The sequence below is a fragment of the Pseudomonas sp. MYb327 genome (assembly GCF_040438925.1).
Classification (GTDB): Bacteria; Pseudomonadota; Gammaproteobacteria; order Pseudomonadales; family Pseudomonadaceae; genus Aquipseudomonas.
Map to the genome: position 1 here is coordinate 2,041,757 of NZ_CP159258.1, position 22,102 is coordinate 2,063,858.

At 57.8% G+C, this 22,102-nt stretch carries 20 protein-coding genes; 11 read left to right on the top strand and 9 right to left on the bottom strand.

Translation table 11 applies throughout. The features are described 5' to 3' along the window. Positions 1–46: 46 nt before the first annotated feature. Positions 47–1,786, bottom strand: coding sequence for a CocE/NonD family hydrolase (locus ABVN21_RS09115; protein ID WP_339554516.1), 1,740 nt, complete (start codon positions 1,784–1,786; stop codon positions 47–49). Between the two features lie 115 nt (positions 1,787–1,901). Here ABVN21_RS09115 and ABVN21_RS09120 point away from each other — a divergent pair, with 115 nt between their 5' ends. Continuing rightward, on the top strand, positions 1,902–2,501 hold the full coding sequence (locus ABVN21_RS09120; protein WP_339554517.1) for a TetR family transcriptional regulator: 600 nt from the start codon (positions 1,902–1,904) through the stop codon (positions 2,499–2,501). A gap of 71 nt (positions 2,502–2,572) precedes the next feature. Further along, positions 2,573–3,025 (top strand): MarR family transcriptional regulator, encoded by a 453-nt coding sequence (locus tag ABVN21_RS09125; RefSeq protein WP_339554518.1) that lies wholly within the window; start codon positions 2,573–2,575, stop codon positions 3,023–3,025. On the opposite strand, the gene ABVN21_RS09130 is transcribed toward ABVN21_RS09125, so the two are convergent. Both ABVN21_RS09130 and ABVN21_RS09135 read right to left on the bottom strand, forming a co-directional pair. Then, positions 3,015–3,974 carry a zinc-binding alcohol dehydrogenase family protein gene (locus ABVN21_RS09130; RefSeq protein WP_339554519.1) on the bottom strand — a complete coding sequence of 320 codons (960 nt, stop codon included), beginning with the start codon at positions 3,972–3,974 and terminating at the stop codon, positions 3,015–3,017. The two genes, ABVN21_RS09125 and ABVN21_RS09130, sit on opposite strands and share 11 nt — an antisense overlap. A 63-nt stretch (positions 3,975–4,037) precedes the next feature. After that, positions 4,038–4,754 carry a TetR/AcrR family transcriptional regulator gene (locus ABVN21_RS09135; protein WP_339554520.1) on the bottom strand — a complete coding sequence of 239 codons (717 nt, stop codon included), beginning with the start codon at positions 4,752–4,754 and terminating at the stop codon, positions 4,038–4,040. 417 nt (positions 4,755–5,171) lie between these two features. Here ABVN21_RS09135 and ABVN21_RS09140 point away from each other — a divergent pair, with 417 nt between their 5' ends. The 8 genes from ABVN21_RS09140 (at position 5,172) to ABVN21_RS09175 (ending at position 14,064) form a co-directional block, all read left to right on the top strand. Then, positions 5,172–6,398 carry an acyl-CoA dehydrogenase family protein gene (locus ABVN21_RS09140; protein WP_339554521.1) on the top strand — a complete coding sequence of 409 codons (1,227 nt, stop codon included), beginning with the start codon at positions 5,172–5,174 and terminating at the stop codon, positions 6,396–6,398. A gap of 30 nt (positions 6,399–6,428) precedes the next feature. Beyond that, entirely contained in the window at positions 6,429–6,938 is a 510-nt protein-coding gene (locus ABVN21_RS09145) for a flavin reductase family protein (RefSeq protein ID WP_339554522.1), read from the top strand. Positions 6,939–7,044: 106 nt separating this feature from the next. After that, complete coding sequence (mdeB, locus tag ABVN21_RS09150) at positions 7,045–9,708, top strand: alpha-ketoglutarate dehydrogenase (RefSeq protein WP_339554523.1); 2,664 nt, start codon at positions 7,045–7,047, stop codon at positions 9,706–9,708. Between the two features lie 23 nt (positions 9,709–9,731). Further along, entirely contained in the window at positions 9,732–11,021 is a 1,290-nt protein-coding gene (locus tag ABVN21_RS09155; protein WP_339554524.1) for a 2-oxo acid dehydrogenase subunit E2, read from the top strand. A gap of 30 nt (positions 11,022–11,051) precedes the next feature. Beyond that, positions 11,052–11,651: a VOC family protein gene (locus ABVN21_RS09160; RefSeq protein ID WP_339554525.1), complete on the top strand. Its 600-nt coding sequence runs from the start codon at positions 11,052–11,054 to the stop codon at positions 11,649–11,651. Positions 11,652–11,656: 5 nt separating this feature from the next. Further along, positions 11,657–12,523, top strand: a complete 867-nt coding sequence (locus ABVN21_RS09165; RefSeq protein WP_339554526.1) for a fumarylacetoacetate hydrolase family protein — start codon at positions 11,657–11,659, stop codon at positions 12,521–12,523. A gap of 129 nt (positions 12,524–12,652) precedes the next feature. Further along, positions 12,653–13,561: a transporter gene (locus ABVN21_RS09170; RefSeq protein WP_339554527.1), complete on the top strand. Its 909-nt coding sequence runs from the start codon at positions 12,653–12,655 to the stop codon at positions 13,559–13,561. A gap of 125 nt (positions 13,562–13,686) precedes the next feature. Continuing rightward, on the top strand, positions 13,687–14,064 hold the full coding sequence (locus ABVN21_RS09175; RefSeq protein ID WP_339554528.1) for a nuclear transport factor 2 family protein: 378 nt from the start codon (positions 13,687–13,689) through the stop codon (positions 14,062–14,064). Positions 14,065–14,135: 71 nt separating this feature from the next. Here the strand turns inward: ABVN21_RS09175 and ABVN21_RS09180 are convergent, their stop codons facing one another. Continuing rightward, positions 14,136–15,032 (bottom strand): alpha/beta hydrolase, encoded by an 897-nt coding sequence (locus ABVN21_RS09180; protein WP_339554529.1) that lies wholly within the window; start codon positions 15,030–15,032, stop codon positions 14,136–14,138. Between the two features lie 68 nt (positions 15,033–15,100). Further along, entirely contained in the window at positions 15,101–15,679 is a 579-nt protein-coding gene (locus ABVN21_RS09185) for a nuclear transport factor 2 family protein (RefSeq protein WP_339554530.1), read from the bottom strand. A 121-nt stretch (positions 15,680–15,800) separates the two neighbouring features. On the opposite strand from ABVN21_RS09185, the gene ABVN21_RS09190 reads away from it, so the two are divergent. Further along, positions 15,801–16,721 (top strand): LysR substrate-binding domain-containing protein, encoded by a 921-nt coding sequence (locus ABVN21_RS09190; protein ID WP_339554585.1) that lies wholly within the window; start codon positions 15,801–15,803, stop codon positions 16,719–16,721. On the opposite strand, the gene ABVN21_RS09195 is transcribed toward ABVN21_RS09190, so the two are convergent. The 4 genes from ABVN21_RS09195 to ABVN21_RS09210 all read right to left on the bottom strand — a co-directional run bounded on the left by ABVN21_RS09195 (position 16,718) and on the right by ABVN21_RS09210 (position 22,080). Further along, on the bottom strand, positions 16,718–17,491 hold the full coding sequence (locus tag ABVN21_RS09195; protein WP_339554531.1) for an ATP-binding cassette domain-containing protein: 774 nt from the start codon (positions 17,489–17,491) through the stop codon (positions 16,718–16,720). The genes ABVN21_RS09190 and ABVN21_RS09195 overlap by 4 nt on opposite strands. A 30-nt stretch (positions 17,492–17,521) precedes the next feature. Then, positions 17,522–19,147 (bottom strand): methyl-accepting chemotaxis protein, encoded by a 1,626-nt coding sequence (locus ABVN21_RS09200; protein ID WP_339554532.1) that lies wholly within the window; start codon positions 19,145–19,147, stop codon positions 17,522–17,524. A gap of 260 nt (positions 19,148–19,407) precedes the next feature. Beyond that, on the bottom strand, positions 19,408–20,664 hold the full coding sequence (locus ABVN21_RS09205; protein WP_339554533.1) for an MFS transporter: 1,257 nt from the start codon (positions 20,662–20,664) through the stop codon (positions 19,408–19,410). A gap of 54 nt (positions 20,665–20,718) precedes the next feature. Then, positions 20,719–22,080, bottom strand: a complete 1,362-nt coding sequence (locus ABVN21_RS09210) for an outer membrane beta-barrel protein (protein WP_339554534.1) — start codon at positions 22,078–22,080, stop codon at positions 20,719–20,721. Between the last annotated feature and the right edge of the window lie 22 nt (positions 22,081–22,102).

A 22,102-nucleotide genomic window follows, 5' to 3' on the forward strand; every position in this document is an offset into this window, starting at 1 on the left:
TAAATCATGGGTATGAGGGTGAAGGGGCTCAATGGGCCAGGCCCCGTCAAACCGCCATAATCGGCAGCTGCAAATAGGAGGCATACCGTCCACCGGTATGAATCACGTGCTGTCCGCTGTTGGCGCCGATGTACTCAACAATGCCCGGCATCAGCGTTCCGGAGAGATTTCGCGAACTGACGATGAAGCGCAGTTGTTCACCTGGGTGGAATGCCCAACCGAGGGGGAGCAGGTCGATTTCAATTTCGACTATCTCGCCGGCCGACAGCTTCTCTATCCGGTCGAAGCTGTGGGCAGGAACGTCATCGGTCGATAACGTTTCATCGAGATGACGGGTCGACACACGAAGGCGACCATCCGAACCCTTGTAGCGCAGCACGGTGGCACCGTGGTCGGTGAGATCGTGAATTCTCGCGCTCTGGTTAGGCGCGGTGAATTGCTGTAGCGGGGAGCCGTATTTGTCGAGCTTCTGGATCAGTACGAACAGGTCCATGTCGTCGGCACCGCGCGCCTCGACCCAGAGGTGTGCTTTGGGATAGCCCACCATCACGGTTTCCTGGTCAAAACGGGTGATAAAGGAAACCACATCCGGATTGACACCGACGTCATAAATCGCCGGAACCTCGTTAACGGGGGCAGCGTTGCTCAGGATGCGTGCGGCGCCATCGAGGTACAGCTTGGTCGAGGTCACTTCTTTCGGAGGGAAAGCGTCTGCGGGCACATTCACCTGGTCGCCCCCCTGGAAATCATGGACCGCATAACGCACGCGCGGGGTGGCTTCCCAATCGTTGTTCTGGTCTTTCAGGTAGCGGTCGAAGAAGCGGCGCAGATCTTCCACGTTCGCTTCATCGTAGTAGTCAGGCCATTCCTGACTGTTGTGGATGCGCAGCCATTTGTCTTGCGAAGCCAGGCGACGCCAGGCACGGAACGTACCCGCGGTATGCAGCGTATTGGAGTAGCTAGCCACCACATAGGCAGGCACGGTAATGCGGTCAAACTCGGGGATCTTGTTGGCCCACAATTCGTTCATGAGTGGGTAGCGCTGAGCCTCGGACAGGACATCTTCTTTCTGGTTCTTGCCGAAAAAACTGCCGTTCTGGAGTAGGGCGGTGAAGCCCGTGTCAGGCATGCCACCGCGCATCACCAGGTCGCGGTAGACATCACTGACGCCTTCCCACGGGTTGATCGCCGCCAGGTGCTTGGGTTGCTCGGCGGCGGTGAACCATTGCGAAACCGCCAGGTACGACGTGCCGCTCATGCCGACCTTGCCTGTGCACCAGGACTGCTCGGCGAGCCACTCGATCAGGTCGTGGCAGTCGCGCCCGTCCTGGCGGTCCCACAGCACGCTGTCGCCTTCGGAGTCCACCACGCCACGGATGTCCGGGTTGCAAATGGCATAGCCGTGAGCGCACCAGTAAGCCGGGTCCGGGGCCTCGAATTTTGCCAGTCCCGAAACGACGGAGTTGCTCAGCCCCACCAAACCGAACACGCCCATCACGCTCATCGACGTACCCTGGCCCTTGCCGTAGGGGCTCCAGGCCACGATCACCGGCACTTTCTCAGTGCCGGCGGGACGGAACACATCGACGTAGATGGTCACGCCGTCGCGCAATGTCACGGCCACGTCTTTTTCGAAAACGATGTCGACAGGCAGTGGACGGAAGGGTGGTGCTACCTGGAAGCCAGCCTTGAGCGTGCGGGTGCCCGGCTCAAAAGCGGTGAAAAGGCCGGTTCTGCCCGCCGGTAGCGGGTGGGACGGCACGAAAATTTTCTGGCAGTCGCTCATGCTAACTCCTTATTGTTTTTGATTACGGGACCGATTGCAGTAAGGTACGGCGGTCGGCGAATTAATTCAACACGTGTTGATATGTGTAATATGTCGAAATAAATAAGGAATGACGATGAGCAAAGAACCCACTTCCACGACGCGCCGTGGGCGGCGGCCAGGGCCTAATAGCACGCGGCAGACGGTGCTTGACGCAGCGCGAGCGCGCTTCGCCAGTGACGGTTTTGCCGGCACGACAATCCGGCAAGTGGCCGCTGATGCTGGGGTTGACGCGGCTCAGGTCATGCAATTCTTCCGCTCCAAGGACGAACTCTTTGCGGCGGTGATGGCCATCCCGTCGTCTGCGTTGCAGCGGTTTGACGCGCTCTATGAAGGCCCGGACGAACACCTGGGTGAAAGGGTGGTTCGCGCTTTTCTCAATGCATGGGAGGGGATTGCCGAGGAGTCTGAACCCTTGATGGCGACGCTGCGCGGAGCCTTCGTCAACGAACAGGCGCGCGAGCAGTTACGCGGCTTCATTCAATCGCGACTGATCACGGGCACCAACGAACACCCAGGGGCTGAAGCTACGCTGCGGTCCGGCATTGCCGCCTCCTTGCTCGTCGGCATGGTCGTTGGACGGCGAATCATTGGCGTGCCCGTTCTGGTTGCCGCGGAGCCGGAAGAAATGGTCAGGATTATCGCGCCTGCGATTCAAAAGATTCTGGTTCCGTAGGGAAGACGCTGATCAACCAGTGTGGCGCGATATGGCATGACGATTTGACGACGTATCGAGGAGGGAAATGCATGGATTACTTTTCTGCCGACAGTTTCAAATCAGCCCACCTCGGGATACTGCTTGGGCGAACTGCCGCACTGAAAGATCGGCTGCTGGATCGGCATCTGGCGCCGCTCGGCATCACTGCATCGCAACTCAAAGTGCTGAGGATTATTCGTCGTGGGGACGACACGGCGGTCGCATTGTGCCGACACTTGTCCATCCACAGCGCCTGTATGACTCGAATGCTGGATCGGCTTGAGCGCAAAGGCTTGATCGTTCGTACCCCGGACGATCAAGACCGGCGCCAGGTTCGCCTCGCGCTGACCAGCGAAGGGGAGGCCATGAGTACGGCGCTCCCCACGATGGAGGTTGATGCCATGAACGAATTCACCGAATGCCTCACATCAGAGGAAGTGTCGAGGCTGGAGAGTTTGCTAGCGAAGATGCTGTCCATTGAATGCCAGGCCGTCAGACAGTAAACACCAACCGTGCTGAATCCTCTTGCGACCAGGCGTGTTCAACATCCTGCAGCGCTACCGCTTGCGTGCTAATCGAAAGCCCGGCGCTTTCGATCGAGCGCAAGACACCACCCACAGCCCGCACGAGCCCGGCATTGGAGACACTCCCCAAGCCGCTGCCCATCAGTTCCAGGCCGGAACTGCGCAGCAGCGAACCTGGCAGGCTGATGTTGTTGCCAGTCAATGAGCCAATTTGGACGTAGCGAATTCGCGGCTCGCCCGAGTGACTGCCATGCCCGGCCGCGGCTTGTAGCAAACACTCGGCAGAGGGCCCCCACAGATAATCGAGCACCACGTTGACCTTGTGCGTGTGCAGGGCTTCTCGGAATGAATCCTGCAACTGATCTGCAGGTGCATCGAGAGGAATCATGATGTCCGCGCCCAAGGCAGCCAATCCCTCGACACTACGGGCATTGCGCCCTGTAACTATCACCTTCGCGGCGCCCAAGTGTTTTGCAATCTGGATCGCCAGGCGTCCGGAAACGCCCGTCGCGCCGTTGATCAGCACGTTTTCGCCGGGAACAAATCTTGCCCGATCGAGGAGCGCTGCCCATGAGGACATGCCTGGATTGCCGATAGCCGCTGCAGTGACATCATCCACTCCATCGGGGATCTCTACGCAGTTGTCCAGTTGCACAACACTGGTCTCAGCCATTGAGCCAAACAGTTTTCGTGGGAACGCGAAATACACACGTCGCCCATTGGGCAGTAATCCGACGCCATCCACCCCTGGAACCAGGGGTAATGTCTTACCACTGCTGTAATGACGTCCTGATGCTTGAGCCTTAACCAATTGACTCAATGCAGCAGCTCTAACCTGGATGAGGTTTTCGCCAGCTTCTGCCACGGGTGGGGTGAAGTCATCGTATCGTGGTGGTGCATTGAAATCGTGGACTACGGCAGCTTTCATCAAGCGGCTCCTGGAGTATGTTTTTCGAGCGCAAGGGCGCCCGAAGTCAGTGAATGAACGTCGTTAAACTGTTTCCGGTTTCATATTGAGTGCCCATTCGGGCAGCGTGGCAGTCAGCTCTCCGCTGACCCAGGACTTGAGGTACGACACCGAAAAGGCGACGCCTTCCTCGCACCTGTCGGCGCTGCAACCCACGCTCGCCAGTGTCATGCGAACGCAGGCGTCCATGTACTGCTTGGGATCTTCTACGCCTTGCTGGATGGCCTGGATGCCATGCGCCGATGCGCCCATGAGAAAGTCCGTCGCGGCATCAAGCCGGTCGAACCTGAAGTCGCCCACCGCTTTGCCATTCTCAAGGTCCTTGGACATGTACTCCGCAACGAGCGTGTGGTGCTGCCAGGCATCAACGCGTGTCACAAAACCCGCCCATTTCGGATCGAGCAAAGCACGTATCAGAAACAGCCTGGACGCCACCGCTGCCCGCTGCCAAGGCTGGGTCAGGACGTCGTAGACAGGAAGGATGTCGCTGGTCATCTGGTTGTTGAGTTCCTGCCCGATAGCCACGAGCACCTGTTCCAGCGAATCGAAATAGTTATAGAACGTGCCGCGCGAAACATTGGCTTCACGGATGACATCATCAATGACCGGGGGTGAAACACCGCTCGCAGCGAACACGCGCATCGCTGCATCAAGCAATTTGCTGCGCATGGCCTGGCGTTTTTTCTTGGCGACGACCGGGCGATGATCGGCCACAGGGGCTGCGGTTTCTGATGTTGGCACTGTAGAACCTCTAGCGAATGACATGTCGTCAGAATGACAAACTAAAGCTTTTTTTTAAGAATGACAAATTTGTCTAAAAACACCTTGCACGAACACATATCCTGTCCTACATTGAACTCAATTGTCGTAATGACAATATCGTCATAAAAATAATAGGAGACGAAAAATGTTCAACCCTTCCTACCCTCCGGCACGACCTCATCCCACTTCCCCTTGCGCTCGCTCGAACTGGCACGTCACGGTTTTCAAGAGTCGCTGATCCTCTGTATCCCAACGCAAGCAAAAAAGTTCTGACGCTGTAGCCCCCGAACGGGTGTCCAGAACCGCTTCCGGCCGAGCAAACGCTGCTCGCTGGGGTATTCGCTCACCCGAAATTTATAAATGACAATTTAGTTCATTATGAGATTTGAGGTTGGTATGAACACAGAAGCGACTTACAAGACCGCCATTTCCATCACTCCAATCGCGGCAATGCCGAGCCTGCAGGAACTGATCAAGCGCGCCGAGGCATTGCAGCCATTGCTGAGGAAAAACACCGTGGCGTGCGAAAAGGAACGTCGCACCTGCGATGAAAATATCGAAGCAATCCGTGAGGCCGGGCTGTTCCGCTTGATGGTTCCAAAACGTTATGGCGGCTATGAAGGTTCTCTGCGTGCCCACCTGGAAATCTCGGCCGCGCTAGGCGAAGCCTGTGGCGGTACTGCCTGGGTCGTTGCACTGACGAACGTATGTGCCTGGTTCACCAGCCTGTTCTCGGAGCAGGCGCAGAACGAAGTATTCGGTGCCGACCCGGATGCCCGCGTCGCCGGCGTTTTCAACGCTTCACCAACTACTCGGCGGGTAGAGGGCGGTTTGATCGTCTCGGGCAAATGGTATTCCTCGTCAGGCAGTCTGCACGCCGATTGGGCTGTAGTCGGAGCTGAAGAGCGTGATGCCAACGGTACAGTCGTCGCACAGTATCTGGCGCTCATGCCTGAAGCCGATTACACCATCGAAGACACCTGGTTCACCGCCGGGATGCGTGCTTCGGGCAGTAACTGCATCGTGGCCGATGAGGTCTTCGTGCCTGATCATCGATTGCTGCACATGGGCGATGCGATCGAAGGCCAATACGCGACCGAGTTCAAAGACGAAGTGGCGTATCGCGGTCTGTTCGTACCCTTTGCGTCGTTGATCCTCAACGGCCCGCAACTGGGCTTGGGCCGCGCAGCCTTGAAGTACGTCATCGACAATGCATCGCGTCGTGCCGTGGCTTACACCTCCTTTGAGAAGCAAACCGATTCGGTGGTTTTCCAGACGCAAATCGCGGAAGCCGCATTGAAGATCGATACAGCGCACCTGCGAGCCTTCCGCTCTACCGATGAGATGGACGAAGCTGCGCGCCAGGGCATCAAACTGGACTTGGTAACACGCGCTCGAATTCGCGCCGACGTCGGCTATGTCAACACGCTGATCACCGACGCGATCAACATTCTGTTGTCCGCACACGGTGCCGGGAGCTTTTCCGAGGCCAGTCCGATGCAACGCTGGTGGCGTGATTCCAACACCGCGGCGCGTCATGCCGTAGCACTACCTGCCGTCGGTAACGAGTTATACGGCAAGGCGCTACTGGGTGTGGAAAACACTGTCACGCCCCTGGTGTAAGCACCGTCACGTAGCTGAGGAACATGTTTTATGGACACCAAACTTCTGCGCTCGGTCATGGGCCAGTTCGCCACCGGTGTGACGGTTGTGACCTTCGTTGCTGACGGCCAACCGGCAGGCATGACCGCCAACGCCTTCATGTCGGTTTCGCTGGAACCGCCGCTGATCCTGATCTCGATTCGCAAGGCCTCAAGCTTCAACCAGTTTGTCAGGGAAGATGTGCGATACGGCGTCAACTTCCTTGCCGAAAGCCAACGCTGGTTGAGCGGCCATTTCGGCGGTCGTCCAGAGGAGGGGGCCGATCTGCCTTACGTCTATCACGAAGACACACCGCTTCTGGACGGAAGTCTCGTGCACCTGGTGGCACGCACCGTCGATGTTCACCCGGCGGGCGATCACTTGCTCTACATCGGTGAAATCGAACACATCCGGGTGGGCGCCCAGCGCAAGCCATTGCTGTTTTTTGGTGGCCGTTATCACCAGATGCACGCTCGCGCTCCCAGCGTGGAATGGAGTGGTAGTTGCATCGACGGTTGGTGATCCCGCCACCTGAATCGAACTGATGCTTGAACAGTGCGTTCGGCATTTCCCCAGTGAAATGCCGTGGACCCGTTCATGCCGAATAAATGTAAACGAGTGATTTGCCATGACCGCCAACACCCGCGATCTGCCTGTGAAAACAGACAATGACATCGATAAACAGGAAACCCTCGAGTGGCTTGACGCGCTCGAAAGCATTGCCGGCAGCGCCGGCGGCGAACGCGTCGATTTTCTCCTGCAACGTCTGGAAGAACACGCCAGCCATTTGGGCGTGAGGCGCGCCGCTCATCCGTATTCGCAGTACCAGAACAGCATCGGTCTGGATAAACAACCGGCGTTTCCCGGTGATCTGGCGATGGAGGAGCGCATCACCTCGATCATTCGCTGGAACGCCTTGGCGATGGTTGCCCGTGCCAACAAGGCTTACGGTGAGTTGGGTGGCCATATCGCCAGCTATGCCTCGGCGGCTGAAATTTTCGAGATGGGCTTCAATCATTTTTTCCAGGCCGACAACGGCGACGCCAAAGGCGACCTGGTCTACTTTCAGCCGCACTCGGCGCCCGGTGTCTATGCCCGAGCGTTTCTTGAAGGTCATCTTGAAGAATCGCAGTTGGCCAGTTACCGCCAGGAAGTGGACGGAGGAGGGCTCTGCTCCTACCCGCATCCCTGGCTGATGCCGGACTTCTGGCAGTTCCCGACGGGCTCAATGGGTATCGGCCCGATCAGTTCGATCTACCAGGCGCGTTTCCTGCGCTACCTAGAGCATCGCGGTATCGCCGACACTTCCAAGCGCCACGTCTGGGGTGTTTTCGGCGACGGCGAGATGGACGAACCCGAATCCATTGCCGCACTGTCGCTTGCCGCGAGGGAAAACCTCGACAATTTGACCTTCATCGTCAACTGCAACCTGCAGCGCCTCGACGGTCCCGTGCGCGGCAACGGTCAGATCATTCAAGAGCTGGAATCGCTGTTCAAGGGCGCAGGCTGGAACGTCATCAAAGTGGTATGGGGTTCCGATTGGGACGCGCTGTTCGCTCGCGACCGCAATCACGTATTGCTGCGTCGCTTCGCCCACACCGTGGACGGTCAATACCAGACCCTGGGTGCCAACGACGGCGCTTACAACATGGAGCACTTCTTCGACCTCGATCCAGAGTTGCAGGCGCTGGTGTCGCACATGACGCCTCAGGAAATCGACGGACTGCGCCGCGGCGGCCACGACTTCCGCAAACTCTACGCAGCCTTTGCAGCCGCAAAACAACTCAAGGGCCAGCCTACGGTGATCCTCGCCAAGACCAAAAAAGGTTATGGCATGGGGCTGGCCGGCGAGTCGCGCAACACCTCCCACGTGCAGAAAAAGCTCGACGTCGAAGCGCTCAAGGCGTTCCGCGACCGCTTCGCGATTCCGCTGGACGACGCAGCGCTGGAAGAGATGCGCTTCTTTAAACCGGCCGAAGACAGCGCGGAAATGCGCTATTTGCATGCTCGCCGGACTGAGCTGGGTGGTTATCTGCCTCGTCGCCAAACGCGTGCAGAACCGCTGCCCGTACCTGCGCTGGCCAGTTATGCGCAGTTCGCCCTGACGCCGGACGATCGCGAAACCTCGACCACGACAGCGGTTGTTCGGCTGTTCACCAACCTGCTCAAGGACAAGCAACTGGGTCCAAAAATTGTGCCGATTGTTGCCGATGAGGCGCGCACCTTTGGCATGGCAAACCTGTTCCGGCAGATCGGCATCTATTCGCCAGCGGGCCAGTTGTACGAGCCGGAAGATGCCGGGGCGATGCTGTATTACAAAGAGTCCCGGGATGGCCAGCTTTTGGAGGAGGGCATCACCGAAGCGGGGGCGATCTCTTCCTGGGTGGCCGCTGCAACGTCCTATAGCGTCAACGGCGTCACCATGCTGCCGTTCTACATCTATTACTCGATGTTCGGTTTTCAACGTATCGGTGACCTGATCTGGGCTGCGGCGGATCAGCGTGCACGCGGCTTCCTGGTGGGCGCAACCGCGGGCCGTACCACCTTGTCCGGTGAAGGTTTGCAGCACCAGGACGGCACCAGCCAACTGATTGCTTCCACCGTGCCGAATTGCCGTGCCTATGACCCGGCGTTCGCCAGCGAAGTGGCCGTCATCATCGATCATGGCAGCCGACGGATGCTCGAAGAGCAACACGATGAGTTCTATTACCTGACGGTCACCAACGAAAACTATGTTCAGGCGCCACTGACTGAAATCGACCACGAGGCCGTGATCAAAGGCATGCGTCGTTTCGGCCAGCGCGGTGACGAGCGTGCAGCACCCGCAGTGCGACTGCTGGGCTCAGGCTCGATTGCACGCGAGGTGATCGCCGCCGCTGAACTGCTCGCCGAGGATTGGAGCGTCACCAGTGAAATCTGGAGTGTCACCAGTTTCTCCGAGTTGGCGCGTGACGCGCGGGAGGTCGAGCGCAACGCACTGTTCGGCGGGCAAGCAAGCGAACAGAGTTACGTCCAACAGTGCCTGGCGGGGGACACGCCGGTCGTGGCGGCCACTGACTATGTGCGCGGTTATGCGCAATTGATCGCTCCGTACATCCAGGCGCCTTACACCGCGCTGGGTACAGACGGCTTTGGCCGTAGCGACACGCGTCCTTCCCTTCGTCGCTTCTTTGAAATGGATCGCCAACACATCGCCGTCGCCGCGCTGGCTGCGATTGACCCGCAGAAAGCAGCTGATGCCCGTGCACGCTACGGCATCGATGTCGCCCATGACGCCCCCTGGAACTGCTGATTCCGCGAACGAGGAGACTGACTATGCAACAACTCATGGTTCCCGACATTGGCGACTTCCAGGACCTGCCCGTGATCGAAGTGCTGATCAAACCGGGAGACAAGGTCACGGTTGAGCAGGCATTGATTACCCTTGAGTCCGACAAGGCAGTGATGGATGTCCCGAGCACTCGCGATTGCACGATTCGTGAGGTGCTGATCAAACCGGGCGATTGCGTTTCTAAAGGCAGCGTGATCGCGCATGTTGATTTCGCCGATTCCGCGGTGGTTTCTCCGCAGGTATCTCCCACTGCAGTGGAAGCAGCCGCGCCGGTTCCTGCGGCCATTTCCGCAGCTGTCGCGGTGGAGCCAGCGCCGGCCCGGAGCACGACTCAAGCAGAAGCACCCGAAGTCGAAAAAACTCGCACGGCTTCTATGGCCCTGGCGGGTCCCGCCGTCCGTAAGTTCGCTCGCGAACTGGGTGTTGATCTGGATGAAGTGAAGGCCAGTTGCCCCAGCGGACGCATTCAGCGTGATGACGTAAAGGCATTTGTGAAAGCGCAACGCGCCAGTCTCCTGCCCACGAACGGGTCGGGTTCCGGCCTCAATCTGTTGCCGTGGCCGGATGTCGACTTCGCCAAGTTCGGGCCGATCGAGCGTCGTCAAGCATCGCGGATCAAGCGCCTCTCAGCAGCCAACCTGCATCGCAACTGGGTGAGCATTCCGCACGTCACCAACCACAGCCAGAGCGATATCACTGACCTCGAAGCATTGCGCGTTCAGATCAATCAAGAGGCGAAGGCTGGAGACGCCAAGATCACCTTGCTGGCGTTTCTGATCAAGGCGAGCGTTGCTGCATTGCAACGGTTTACGCAGTTCAACGTCAGCCTTGAGGGTGACGACATCGTGCAGAAACAGTACTTCCACATCGGCTTCGCCGCCGACACGCCTAACGGTCTGGTGGTACCGGTGATTCGCGATGCCGATCGCAAGGGCATCGCAGCGATCGCCGCTGAAATGGCCGAGCTCTCGCGTCTGGCCCGTGAAGGCAAGCTGTCGGGAGACCAGATGCGTGGCGGCTGCTTCACGGTGTCTTCGCTGGGTGGCATCGGTGGAGGGCACTTCACCCCAATTATCAATGCGCCTGAGGTGGCGATTCTCGGTGTCGGTAAAGCTTCGATGCAACCGACGTGGGACGGCTCGTCGTTCCAGCCGCGACTGCAATTGCCGCTGTCGCTTTCATGGGATCACCGCGCAGTGGACGGAGCCGAGGCCGGCAGGTTCCTCGCCCACCTGGTGAGTTTGCTGGCGGACTTCCGTCGTGTCTCGATCTGAATCGTTATGACAAAAACAAGGAGAACGAAAATGACTGCATTGCAACGCGAAGACAGCATCACCTCCACGAATGAGCGGATCGTCCCATTCAAAATGGCCCACGTGGTCTTTCAATGCACTGACCGCCAGAAGATGGTCGATTGGTACCGTCAGTTGTTCCAGGCGGAACTGGTGTTCGAGGATCAAGTGCTGACCTTCCTCGCCTACGACGATGAGCATCACCGCCTGGCTTTTTTCAATAGCCCGCACTTGCCCGGCAAGACTATCGATATCGCCGGGTTACACCACATTGCCTACAGCTATCGCGTGATTGGCGAACTGCTCAGCACGTACGAGCGGCTCAAACCCTTGGGCATTCTGCCGGTCTGGACCATCAACCATGGGCCAACCACCTCGCTGTATTACAGCGATCCGGAAGGCAACAACATTGAGCTGCAAGTCGACAACTACCCCGATCACAACGATGCGGCCGCGTTCTTCCATACCCAGGCGTTCGCCGATAACCCCATCGGCGTCGAGTTCGATGCCGATGCCCTCGTCGCGCTGTGGCGCGAAGGTGCCAGCGACGCGCAGCTTTGCGCGCTCGGCACTTGCGCTACCGGTCAATCGCTGGGCCCCCAGAAGAGGTAAGCACCATGAAACTGTGTAGTTTTCAAATCGGCAATAACGCGCCGGCGATCGGATTGGTTGTGGGCAATAGCGTCATTCCTGTCGCGGATTACCTGAAATCGGCGCCGAAGACGATGATCGAACTGATCTCCGCTTGGGAAGAATGGCGCGAGTCATTACAGCAACTGACAAACAGCGGTGCGGCGAGCATTGCGCTTGACCAGGTTACGCTGCTGGCGCCGGTCCCTCGGCCCGGGAAGATTCTCGGTATCGGCCTGAACTACGCCGACCATGTCGAGGAATCCGGTATGGAGATGCCGGCTGATCAATTGTGGTTTGCCAAGATGCCAACAAGTGCCAACGGACCCTACGCGCCGCTGGATCTGCCGAAAGTCTCCGAAGCACTCGATTACGAAGCCGAGATGGTCTTCATTGTGGGCAAGCGCTGCCGTCACCTGACGGAGCAAACCGCGAAGCAAGCGATCTTCGGCTATAGCGTGGGCAACGATGTCAGTGTTCGTGACTGGCAACTGCGTACTTCGCAATTTGTCCTGGGCAAGTCATTCGATACCCACGCGCCGTTCGGCCCCTGGATCGTGACCGCCGATGAGATCGAAGATCCTCATCAACTGGGTATTCGCTGCTTCGTCAATGACGAGAAGCGCCAGGACTCGAACACCCACCAGTTGATTTTCGATTGCTACCAGCAGATCGAGCATCTTTCGAAGGTCATGACGCTTGAGCCGGGCGATGTAATTTTCTCGGGTACGCCAGGGGGTGTCGGTGTTGGCTTCAAGCCGCCGCGTTTTTTGCGTGCGGGAGACCGGGTACGAGTAGAGATCGACGAGATCGGCAGCATCGAAAACATCGTGCACCACGAACCATCAGCCTAAAGCGCCCGGCAACTCTTTGCGCGGGTTGGCCACGCCCTGCCTGCGCAAAGTGTTCAAGCGTTATCAGATCAGGCTTCGACTGTATCCCAAGCACGACTTATTAGAATAAAAACAAAAGGTAAATACGTTATGTGCAAATCAAAGGCTGCAATCGGTGCGATTGCGGCAATAGCGCTTAATTCTTCGACTGCAATTTATGCGAGCGAAAATGGCCAAACCAGTTATCCGATCGGTGTTAACACAGTATTGAATGGCGTACTTCCAGCGCCGGGACAGACTTATTACTACGATTATTTTCAGGTTTATCATGCCGGGCAATTCAACGATAAGAATGGCGATAGCTCAATACCGGCTTTTCGGGCGGAAGTTGTCGTGAACGCTTCAAGGATTGTGCATACCTGGGAAACTCCCATCGGGCCGTTTGTGGCAGCCTCAGGTTTGGTTGTGCCTCTGGTCAATGTGAATAATGCCATTGCCGGTAATCATCAACATAACACCGCACAGGGTGACATGATCCTGCACACGCTGTTCTTGGGGTACACCAACGAACAACACAGTGTTTTTGGTTTTTTTGCGCCCTTTGATGTGCTGTTGCCTACCGGGGAATACAACAAGAATAGCGTCGCCAACACCGGGCTCAATCATTACACCTGGATGCCCAGCTGGCAGAACACCTGGTTTCCGACCGCCAATGTGGAGGTTTCTACCGGGCTGACTGCCGAGATTAACGCCGAAAACCACAAAACCGACTATCGGTCCGGTAATTCCGCCACCTTCGATTGGATGGCGGGCTATTCGCTCAATGAGAAATGGCAAGTGGGTGTGCAGGGCTATTACTCTAGGCAGTTTACGGATGACAAAATCAACGGCTCTACCGTGCTGGATGGATTCCGCGGGCAGAGCGCCTCAATTGGCCCGCAAGTACGCTACACAATAAGTCCGGGCGTTGCGGTGGCGTTGAAGTGGCAGCATGAGTTTGACGTAGAGAATCGTCCAGAGGGTGACCGGGTGTGGTTTCAGTTCGCGTTTCCGATTTGATCGACTGTGCTGCAGATCAATAGTCATATAACGATTACTAACCCGTTGCAGTGGGCCGCAAGTTATTGGCTTGCGGCTTTCTGCTTGTTCACGTCCAGTGTGAAAAATTCAGTCAGGAGATATCAATGAGTAATCAGCAGGCCGTTGACGCAATTATCAACCGTGAGAACTTGCGGTGCCGCGCATTAGTAGAGGGCGACCTGGTTCAATTGAGTGATCTGGTTGACGATCAATTGGTACACATCCACGCCACCGGCCAAACCGACGATAAAGCCGCCTACCTCAAGTTGGTTCGCGAGGGGATAACGTTTTTACGGGTCGAGCGCAAGAACCTTGACGTGCGTGTTTATGGCGAACTTGCCGTCGCCACGGGCAGGTTGGTGCAGGACATTGAGTTGCGCAGCAGCGGCGAGCGGCGGGAAATGGATGTTGTCACGACACAAGTGTGGTCATGCCTTCATGGCATCTGGCGCCAGGTGAGTTTTCAGGCGACCAATCTTTAAACACTTGCCCCTCAAGGCGTAAATGAAAACAGCCCGATGGCATCTCTGCCACCGGGCTGCTTCCAAGTGATTTAAACGCGTTCGGCGCAGCGCTTGGCGAAGGACAGTTGCTCGAGTTGGAATTGCTCACCTACCCGGTGAAAGTCAATGCAATGACCGGCGCCCAACACCAGCGCGGCATCTACCTCGGGGCTGTTGCTGAACGCGTTGGAAAATTGGTTGACCAGATCTTCTGAGACCGGCCACAGTTTTTCAAATTCCGGTTGCCGATAGTGCACGGGTACCGTGACGTTGGCCGCGAGTTTCCCCACCATTTTCGGCCATCCGAAGCTGATGTCGATCAGTTCGCTACGCGGTGCCGGTGCCCCTGCGCTGTAACTTGCCTGGGGCATCACGTTGCTGTCGTAGGTGGCCTCAGGACCGAAGAAAAAGCCGTTCATGGCCTCCATTGGAATGTTGACGAATGTCTGTGTTGGCGGAATCTCGTTCCATTTGTCTTTGGACTCCGGCACCGGGTCCAGGCCGACACCGGACACCGCAATGCCCAGCAGTGGCCAGGACGGTTGGCGTGCCGCGATAGCAATACAGACCGCGCCACCAATGGAATGCCCGATAAGCACCACACCGCAGACCTGATGCTTGTAATTGCGCCAGATTTCATCAATGGCGGACTCAAGGATTTGCGCGTGGTGAATGATGCTCGGGGCTGCTGAGGCGAAGTCAGTGCTATGACCGTAGCCTGGGCGGTCGATGGCAATAATGGGCAGGCATTGAGCCTGTGCTCTATCCAGTAAGGAATATCCTTCGATATCAAAATAGCTCGAGGAGTACGTCCCACCATGAATGGCGATGATCAGCGGCCGTTTGTGGTTGTCGGCTTCGGGCATCCTTCCCTGTGCCGACAACGGGATGCCCAATCCGTGGAAGATGTAGTCCAGATGAGCAGTGTTTTTCCTGGTGTTTTTCATGGCGGTCATTCCCTGTTCTTATATTTGTCGAGTCGACTGAAATTACCCATGCGTTGTGTGTCCAGACTTCACGCTGCGTTCAGCCAATCGGCGGCCTGTTTGCGCATGGCCTGCTCAAGCTCGCTGCCGCGAGTGGCAAACAAACGGTTAAGCAGGAAGCCGCTTTTTTCCAGCAGATAGGCCAGTGGCGCGTATTCGCGTGGGTAACGCGACACGACTTCACGGTCGATCTCCACCAGCCCCTGTGGAAACGTGAAGCTGCCCATGTCGTAGATGCTCTGGCGCTTGACCAGTTTCCATTGCCCCTCGCGCTTTTCGGCAAGGTCATAGAACCGGTTGTGCACGCTGCACCCCAGGCCCAGGCGAACGTTTTCGCCGACAATCACCGCGTTGGTTTCGACGATGGCCTTATTGCCGTTGAGGCTCACCACAGGTGTGCCAATCAGGTGCTTGGTGCGCAGGTCGGATTTGCCCATACGCTTTGAGCCTTCAACGAACTCTGCGAATGGCCCTTCAAACCAGGTGATTTCGATCACGCCATCAGGATGGGCCAGCCTGGCCAGTTCGTCCCATTGCCCCAGATCGCGATGAATCCAGCCAGTGATCAAGTCGGTAATTTGCAGGCGGTCTTCCAGATAAGTCGACATGTGAATCCTCGATGTTCAGTAGTGGCGTACACCTTGAGGATCTTCTTCTCGACTGATAACTTCAAATAGATTGAAATGAACGATTGATCATTAAAACTGATCGAGGAGAGCGGTCGTGGACATGCGTCAATTACGTTATTTTCTCGCTGTGGCGGAAGAGGGCCATTTCGGTCGAGCCGCTCAACGTTTGCACATCGTTCAGTCCGCGCTCAGCATGCAGATCAAGGCTTTTGAAGAGGAACTGGGTGGTCAGCTCTTCCTGCGAACAAGCCGTCGAGTGGAGCTCACAGAGGCCGGGGTGCAGCTGCAAATCGAGGCGCAGCGCATACTTGATCAGGCTGCGCATGCCCAGCGCCTGGTGCAACGTACGCTGCGTGGCGAGATGGGCACGGTGCGTATCGGTTTTGCCGGCAATGCCGTATTCAGTGGTCGGCTGATGGCAGATGTACGGGCATTTCGTCGCGCTTATCCCGATGCGGAAGTCATTCTGCGAGAACTGGCGCCGCACCTGCAGGTTGAAGCCATCCAGAACGGACAACTCGATTTGGGGTACGCACCCAGCCATGGGCAACAAGCTCTGGACGATGCCTTGTTGTTCGAACGAATCGGCACCTGGCCCTTGGTCGTCGCAATGCCACAAGATCATCCCCTAGCCAACCAGAACCCCCTGTGTGTGCCGATGCTCCGCGCCGAATCACTGATTGTTTACGCTGCACATGGCGCGGACGAACATATGCTCGCTGCGCTGCGCAAAGCGTTGGGCAGCGAGCCCAAGGTTCAGCGCACCACCAGCACCTTGAGCGTACTGGCGCTGGTGGCCTCCGGCATGGGCGTAGCGCTGGTGCCGACCCCGCTGATGCAAGTCTCGATTCCCGGCCTGATTTATCGCACCTTTGATGACGTTGAACCCCAAGCCGATCTATTGCTGATCAGCCGCGTCAACGAAACCAGTGGCGCGGTACAAGCGTTCCTCAAGGTTGCACATCAAGAAGACGCGGCCTCCACGGCGCTGTGTGCTTCAGTGGGCGAACGCCCGACTTAATCGTGCCAGCACCGATACCAGCCGTTTTTTTCGCTGATGTGCAGTGGAGTCTGGTAGAGGTCCGAAAGGTGTGCGCTGGTCAATAGTTCGGATTTGGCACCGTCGGCCACTATCTGGCCTTGCTTGATCAATACCACGCGCTCGATTTCCGGAATGATCTCGTCGACGTGGTGGGTGGTGATGAGCAACGACCGGCCTTCACTGCAGAAACTGCGCAGCAGCGTCAGCATGGCCAGGCTGGCACCCATGTCGAGCCCATTGGCCGGCTCATCGAAAATCAGCGCCTCGGGATGATGCACCAGCGCTCGGGCCAGCAACAGGCGTCTTTTCTGGCCGGTGGAAAGGCGCTGGAACATGCAGGATTCATCCTGCGAAATTCCCAGGCTGGCCATCATGGCGCGTGCCTGCTCGAGCTGGAGCTCGGTCGGTTGCAGGTGATCGTGGTGGCCGATGGCGCCAAAAAAGCCGGAAACCACAACGTACAATGCGCTGGTATAAGGCGTGTAATCCTCTTGCAGGTCCTGTGACACGAAGCCGATCCTGTTCCTCAGCTGCCATAGATTAAGGCTCTCGCTGCCGAACAGCTTCAGATAACTGCCTTCCTGAGCCACCGGGTAAAGTTCCCTGTTGATCAGCTTGAGCAGGGTGCTTTTACCCGCGCCGTTAGGGCCGAGAATGGCAACGCGCTCCTGCGGCCCGATCTTCAATGACAGCTGGTCGAGCACTCGTGTCTGTTGCTGATACGCGGTGACTTTATGGAATTCGATCATTTGAAAAACCTTGCAGGAAGAAAGCCCGGGCTAGATGCGAAACCTGTCGATGTGCCCACGCAGTCCGGTGGCCAACAGCGATAGTTCTTCGCTGGTCAAGTGTATCTGTGCAGCGCCCGCCGAGGTTTGTACGGACAGATCACGAATGCTGATCAAACTCCGGTCGATCTCTCGGGAAGCTTGAGCCTGTTGTTCTGAAGCACTGGCGATGACCACGTTCATTTGACTGATGGTCTCCACCGCAACGGTGACCTCTTGCAAGGCAGTATCTGCTTGCTGGGCGATACTGAGGGTCGAGTGGACACGTTCAGTGCTCTCCTGCATGGAGGAAAGCGTGTGTGCCGCCACGCTACGCAAGGAACTGACCATGTGTTCGATTTCCTCCGTTGATTGCTGCGTCCGGAACGCTAACGCCCGGACTTCTTCGGCGACGACGGCGAACCCGCGACCCGCTTCCCCGGCACGGGCGGCCTCAATGGCTGCGTTGAGCGCCAACAGGTTGGTCTGTTCGGCAATCGACCGTATCACTTCCAGCACACGGTTGATGCCGGACACGCTGCGGGCAAGCGCTTCGACACGATCGGCGGTAATCGAAATGCCCTCTGCCAATACCGATAGCGATTCAAGGGTTTCCATGACCCGGGCTTTTCCGGTTTGCGCTGCTGTGTCCGTGGTGCGTGACGCCAGCGCTGTCGCCGATGCGTTTCTCGCCACTTCATCGACGGCAGCGGTCATTTCATTCACGGCGGTGGCGGCTTGTTCGATTTCCTTGTTCTGCTCCTCAAGCCCGCTGTTGGCGGTCGCGATCACGCCATGAAACTGCTGCGAAGAATGCGCCAGCCGGGTGGAAGAATCCGTAATGCGCAGTACTGTGTCGTGAAGGTGAGCCTGCATGGTCCCAAGCGCCTGAAGCAGCATCGCCGGTTCGTCTTTCCCAGTGTCATTGATGGTGGATGTCAGATCACCGCGGGCAATGTTCTGTGCGACGTTGAGCGCATCGAGCAGGGGCTGGTTGATGCTGCGGGTGTAGAGCGTCGCCAGTACTATCGTCAACAGGGCAGCCAGGGCCATTGCCGTGATGACCCCCACCACGACGCGCTCACGCGTTTGTTGCTCGAACCCGGCGCTTTGTTGATAGCGCTGCAGGTAAAAGTCCTGCAATTGACCCGAGCGCGCTCCCAGTTCCATGGCAAATTTATCGATAGGGCCATTGAGAATGTCCGTGGCTTCCTGGCGTTGACCATCGGCTGCAAGCCGTATGACCTCAAGCTGGTCATGGCGGAACGCATTTGAGGCGTCCAGGTATCGCTGGAAAATCTCCCGCTCCGCCGGCTGCCGCAAATGCGCTGCAAACGTCTCTTGTTGCTGGCGCACACTGTCGAGTACCTGCATCAGTGCGCTCTGATTAGCCGCCAGGGCCGCTGGGTCACGCAGCACGACCATGCGAAACGTCATTATTCCGGCTCGATCCTCTGTTTTGTTCAGCGCCGCGAGCCGGATGAGACTCGGCACCCAGACTTCCCTGATCGCGTCGGACTCCACGCTCAATTGCCTGACCATACTCAATGAGAACAGGCCCAGAAGCAGGACAACCAATCCAAACAAGCCAAATCCGAAAACCGAGCGCGGGGCCAACTTCATTTTTCTGAAAAACAATGGATTTTTCCTCAAAGAAGGGATCCAGACAGTCACCCCGAAAGAGCAGGCGTACTGTCATATCAAACATCAAACGAACCGGCGCCAGCTTGTGGCCGGCGCCGTTATTTCAATGAAACGCTTGAGGGATAGTTCAGTGCCGGGCGGTCGTGGCACCTGGCACCGGCATGCGCACCTTGCTCATGACGGGGCGTGTCGTTATTGCTCATCAAAACGCCCATTCCGACTTCCTGTCGCTCCCCGAGTGAGGAGTGAATGCTTTACACGCTGTCGATGCCCTCGGCGGCCGGCGCAGAAACCCTGGCCGGGGCGGTTTCGCGTAAGCATGTCGCGACCAGCAATCCGACCAACACCGCGCCGAGTGCCAGGTACATGGTGTTTTCGATACCGTGGTGCTGGGCGATGAAACCGGCGATCGCAGGTGCTACGCCGCCACCGAAAAGCTCGCCGATGCCGACCACCAGACCGGTAGCGGTCGAGGTCAGTGCCGCCGGAACCGATTCGCTGGTGAGCGGCCCGACCGTCATGCAGATCATGCTGAAGTTGAAAAAAATCGTCAGGAACAGCAACGCGAACAATTTCATCGGTTCCGCGCCCGTACCCATAAGCAACCAGAGGAACACGCCGGTGGCGACGAACGAAATCAGCACCACCGGTTTGCGTCCGATTCGATCGGACACGGCTGGCATGATCAGTTGCCCGAGAAAACCACCCAGGCCGATGGCTGACATCACGAAGCCCATCTGCTGCACTTCAAGGTGCAAATAGTCCATCAGGTAGTTGGGCATCATCACGCTAATGACAAACAGGCAGGTCAGCATGCAAAACATCCCGACGATGTTCAGCCATACGTTGCGATAGCGCAGGGCATCCAGCCAGCCGGTGTGCTTGGCGTCTGAGCGGGATTCGGTTTTGGGCGGTGTCGCGACGCGGGTTTCCCGCAAGTGCCGGTACATCGCCAGGGCCAGCAGGAAGCCCGGCAACGACACGATCACGAACACCCAGCGCCACGACGGCACCACCAGCAACAGTTGTGTGGCGAGAATCGGCGCGAGTCCAAGGCCCAGGATCGGGAAGAAGGCCTGCTGGATGCCGATGTTCATCCCGCGTCGGGCAGGGTGCGAGGACTCCGCCGTGGCCGCCAGGGCTGTCGGGGTAAAGGCGCCTTCGGAGATGCCCATGATCGCGCGGATCAGCAGCAATCCGCCGATACCGGTCGCCAGACCCGAGAGGCCCGCCAACAGCGAAAACACCAGTACTGCCGGAATCAGCACTTTGCGTCGACCGATGCGGTCGGACAGACGCCCCATGAAGATCGAAGAAATGCCCCAGGCCAGCCCCAGGATGGCGGTAACGTTGCCCAAATCCTGATAGTTCAGGCCCAGGTCTTTCATCATCACCGGGAACAGCGGCAGGATGATGAACCGGTCCAGGCCGACCAGGCCGAATCCCAAGGCCAGCAAGGCCACCGCTTTGAACTCGTATCGAACATCCCACGCGTGCTTATTGTTGTTCATGGTTGTTACTCGGATGGAGTTGAGGAAGGCAGCCATGGCCTGGCTGCCAGGGTCTTAGAAATAGATCAGGGCTTCGACCAGGCCGGTCAGCTGTGTGCGGTCACGTCCGGCGCCGAACGGGTGGTCGTCGGCGTTGCCGTCGAACACGTCGTACCGCACTTCGGGACGCAGCGAGATGTACTTGTTCAGGTCGTAACGCAGGCCGGCAGTGACGGCGTTGAAATTGCCGCGAGCGGTGGAGACGGGCAGCAGGATGAAGCCGTCGGGATCGGCGAAATGCTCGGCCCGTACCGAGTACGAAAGATCGGGTCGTTGCTGGTAGGTCAGCACCGCGTTGGCACCCCACCAATGCGCGCCGTCGAAGCCGGGGCCGTTGATGATGTCGACTGTGCTGGCTTTGCCGTCGCCGGCCTGGTGGCCGTAGACCAGCTCCGCGCCCATCGACCAGTTGGCGTCGAATCGATGCCAGCCGTTGAGCGAGTGCTGTTGTTTGAACTGGCCGTCCGGCGATACCAGGCGCGAGGTTGGCGCCTGCACGTCACTGAAACTGTCGTTCTCTTCATCGCCGAGGATGAATTCGTAGTCGATCCAGGTTTGCATGTCGGCGGTACGCCAACGCACGGCGCCCATCAGTGACTTGGTGTCGTTGTTGTCCCGCAGGTTGTTCCAGCCCTGGACCACACCCAGTTCCACGCCGAGAATGCCTGACTCGCTGTTGTACAGGCGTGAACCCAACTGGACGCCGCCAACGGTGCCGGGTTCGCTGACGAAGGCGTAGGTCTTGCTGGCAAACGGGTTGCGCGCAGCGCGGATGTTCGGCGGGATTTCATAGCCTAGCGCCGGGCCGAAGACACCCGCCATGGCGGTGATGCCGGGGCCGTACGGCAAATAGGCGGTGGCGGCGATGTTGGGAATGGCGAGGAATTTCTGTTTGTCGCGCTGGGCCTTGGCCAGGTCATCGTCGCCGGGTGAGTTGATCCCCCAATGCATGTCCCAGCCTTGGGTACGGGCGAACTGGGCGTTGCGGCCGTAGTTCATTTCAAAGGTGAAGCCGAATGACGGTTCAGTGGGTTGCGGGCCGGGCAGGGGCGTGATGCGGGGCACCATGTCACCCTTGAGCGCCTTGTCGACAAACAGATGCAGGCCGCCCCATTCCAGGCCTTCATCGGCGAAACCCACCAGCGGCAGATTGCTCAAGCCGTCCTGGCGTTCGTCGTGGGTCGAGCGGTTGTTGCGCGAGTAACCCGTGTCGAATAATCCCGAGACCACAATTCCATAGTCCTTTTCCAGCGTGTCACCGAACAGGCTGCGAAACAGCGTGCCTTCGCCTGTTTCAATGCTGTCGGCGGCGTGGGTGTTGAGCGTCGCGAAGGCGGCCAGAACCGCACCAAGCGTTTTCACCTTGATGTTGTGCATTGTCTGTCTCTTGTTTTTGTTG

What these genes read in the sequence shown, in the direction of transcription:
- ABVN21_RS09210 (WP_339554534.1), bottom strand. Translation starts at nt 22,080, where the DNA reads ATGCACAACATCAAGGTGAAAACGCTTGGTGCGGTTCTGGCCGCCTTC.
- ABVN21_RS09190 (WP_339554585.1), top strand. Translation starts at nt 15,801, where the DNA reads ATGCGTCAATTACGTTATTTTCTCGCTGTGGCGGAAGAGGGCCATTTC.
- ABVN21_RS09115 (WP_339554516.1), bottom strand. Translation starts at nt 1,786, where the DNA reads ATGAGCGACTGCCAGAAAATTTTCGTGCCGTCCCACCCGCTACCGGCG.
- ABVN21_RS09120 (WP_339554517.1), top strand. Translation starts at nt 1,902, where the DNA reads ATGAGCAAAGAACCCACTTCCACGACGCGCCGTGGGCGGCGGCCAGGG.
- ABVN21_RS09175 (WP_339554528.1), top strand. Translation starts at nt 13,687, where the DNA reads ATGAGTAATCAGCAGGCCGTTGACGCAATTATCAACCGTGAGAACTTG.
- ABVN21_RS09170 (WP_339554527.1), top strand. Translation starts at nt 12,653, where the DNA reads ATGTGCAAATCAAAGGCTGCAATCGGTGCGATTGCGGCAATAGCGCTT.
- ABVN21_RS09160 (WP_339554525.1), top strand. Translation starts at nt 11,052, where the DNA reads ATGACTGCATTGCAACGCGAAGACAGCATCACCTCCACGAATGAGCGG.
- ABVN21_RS09180 (WP_339554529.1), bottom strand. Translation starts at nt 15,032, where the DNA reads ATGAAAAACACCAGGAAAAACACTGCTCATCTGGACTACATCTTCCAC.
- ABVN21_RS09145 (WP_339554522.1), top strand. Translation starts at nt 6,429, where the DNA reads ATGGACACCAAACTTCTGCGCTCGGTCATGGGCCAGTTCGCCACCGGT.
- ABVN21_RS09185 (WP_339554530.1), bottom strand. Translation starts at nt 15,679, where the DNA reads ATGTCGACTTATCTGGAAGACCGCCTGCAAATTACCGACTTGATCACT.
- ABVN21_RS09140 (WP_339554521.1), top strand. Translation starts at nt 5,172, where the DNA reads ATGAACACAGAAGCGACTTACAAGACCGCCATTTCCATCACTCCAATC.
- ABVN21_RS09165 (WP_339554526.1), top strand. Translation starts at nt 11,657, where the DNA reads ATGAAACTGTGTAGTTTTCAAATCGGCAATAACGCGCCGGCGATCGGA.
- mdeB (WP_339554523.1), top strand. Translation starts at nt 7,045, where the DNA reads ATGACCGCCAACACCCGCGATCTGCCTGTGAAAACAGACAATGACATC.
- ABVN21_RS09195 (WP_339554531.1), bottom strand. Translation starts at nt 17,491, where the DNA reads ATGATCGAATTCCATAAAGTCACCGCGTATCAGCAACAGACACGAGTG.
- ABVN21_RS09125 (WP_339554518.1), top strand. Translation starts at nt 2,573, where the DNA reads ATGGATTACTTTTCTGCCGACAGTTTCAAATCAGCCCACCTCGGGATA.
- ABVN21_RS09155 (WP_339554524.1), top strand. Translation starts at nt 9,732, where the DNA reads ATGCAACAACTCATGGTTCCCGACATTGGCGACTTCCAGGACCTGCCC.
- ABVN21_RS09130 (WP_339554519.1), bottom strand. Translation starts at nt 3,974, where the DNA reads ATGAAAGCTGCCGTAGTCCACGATTTCAATGCACCACCACGATACGAT.
- ABVN21_RS09205 (WP_339554533.1), bottom strand. Translation starts at nt 20,664, where the DNA reads ATGAACAACAATAAGCACGCGTGGGATGTTCGATACGAGTTCAAAGCG.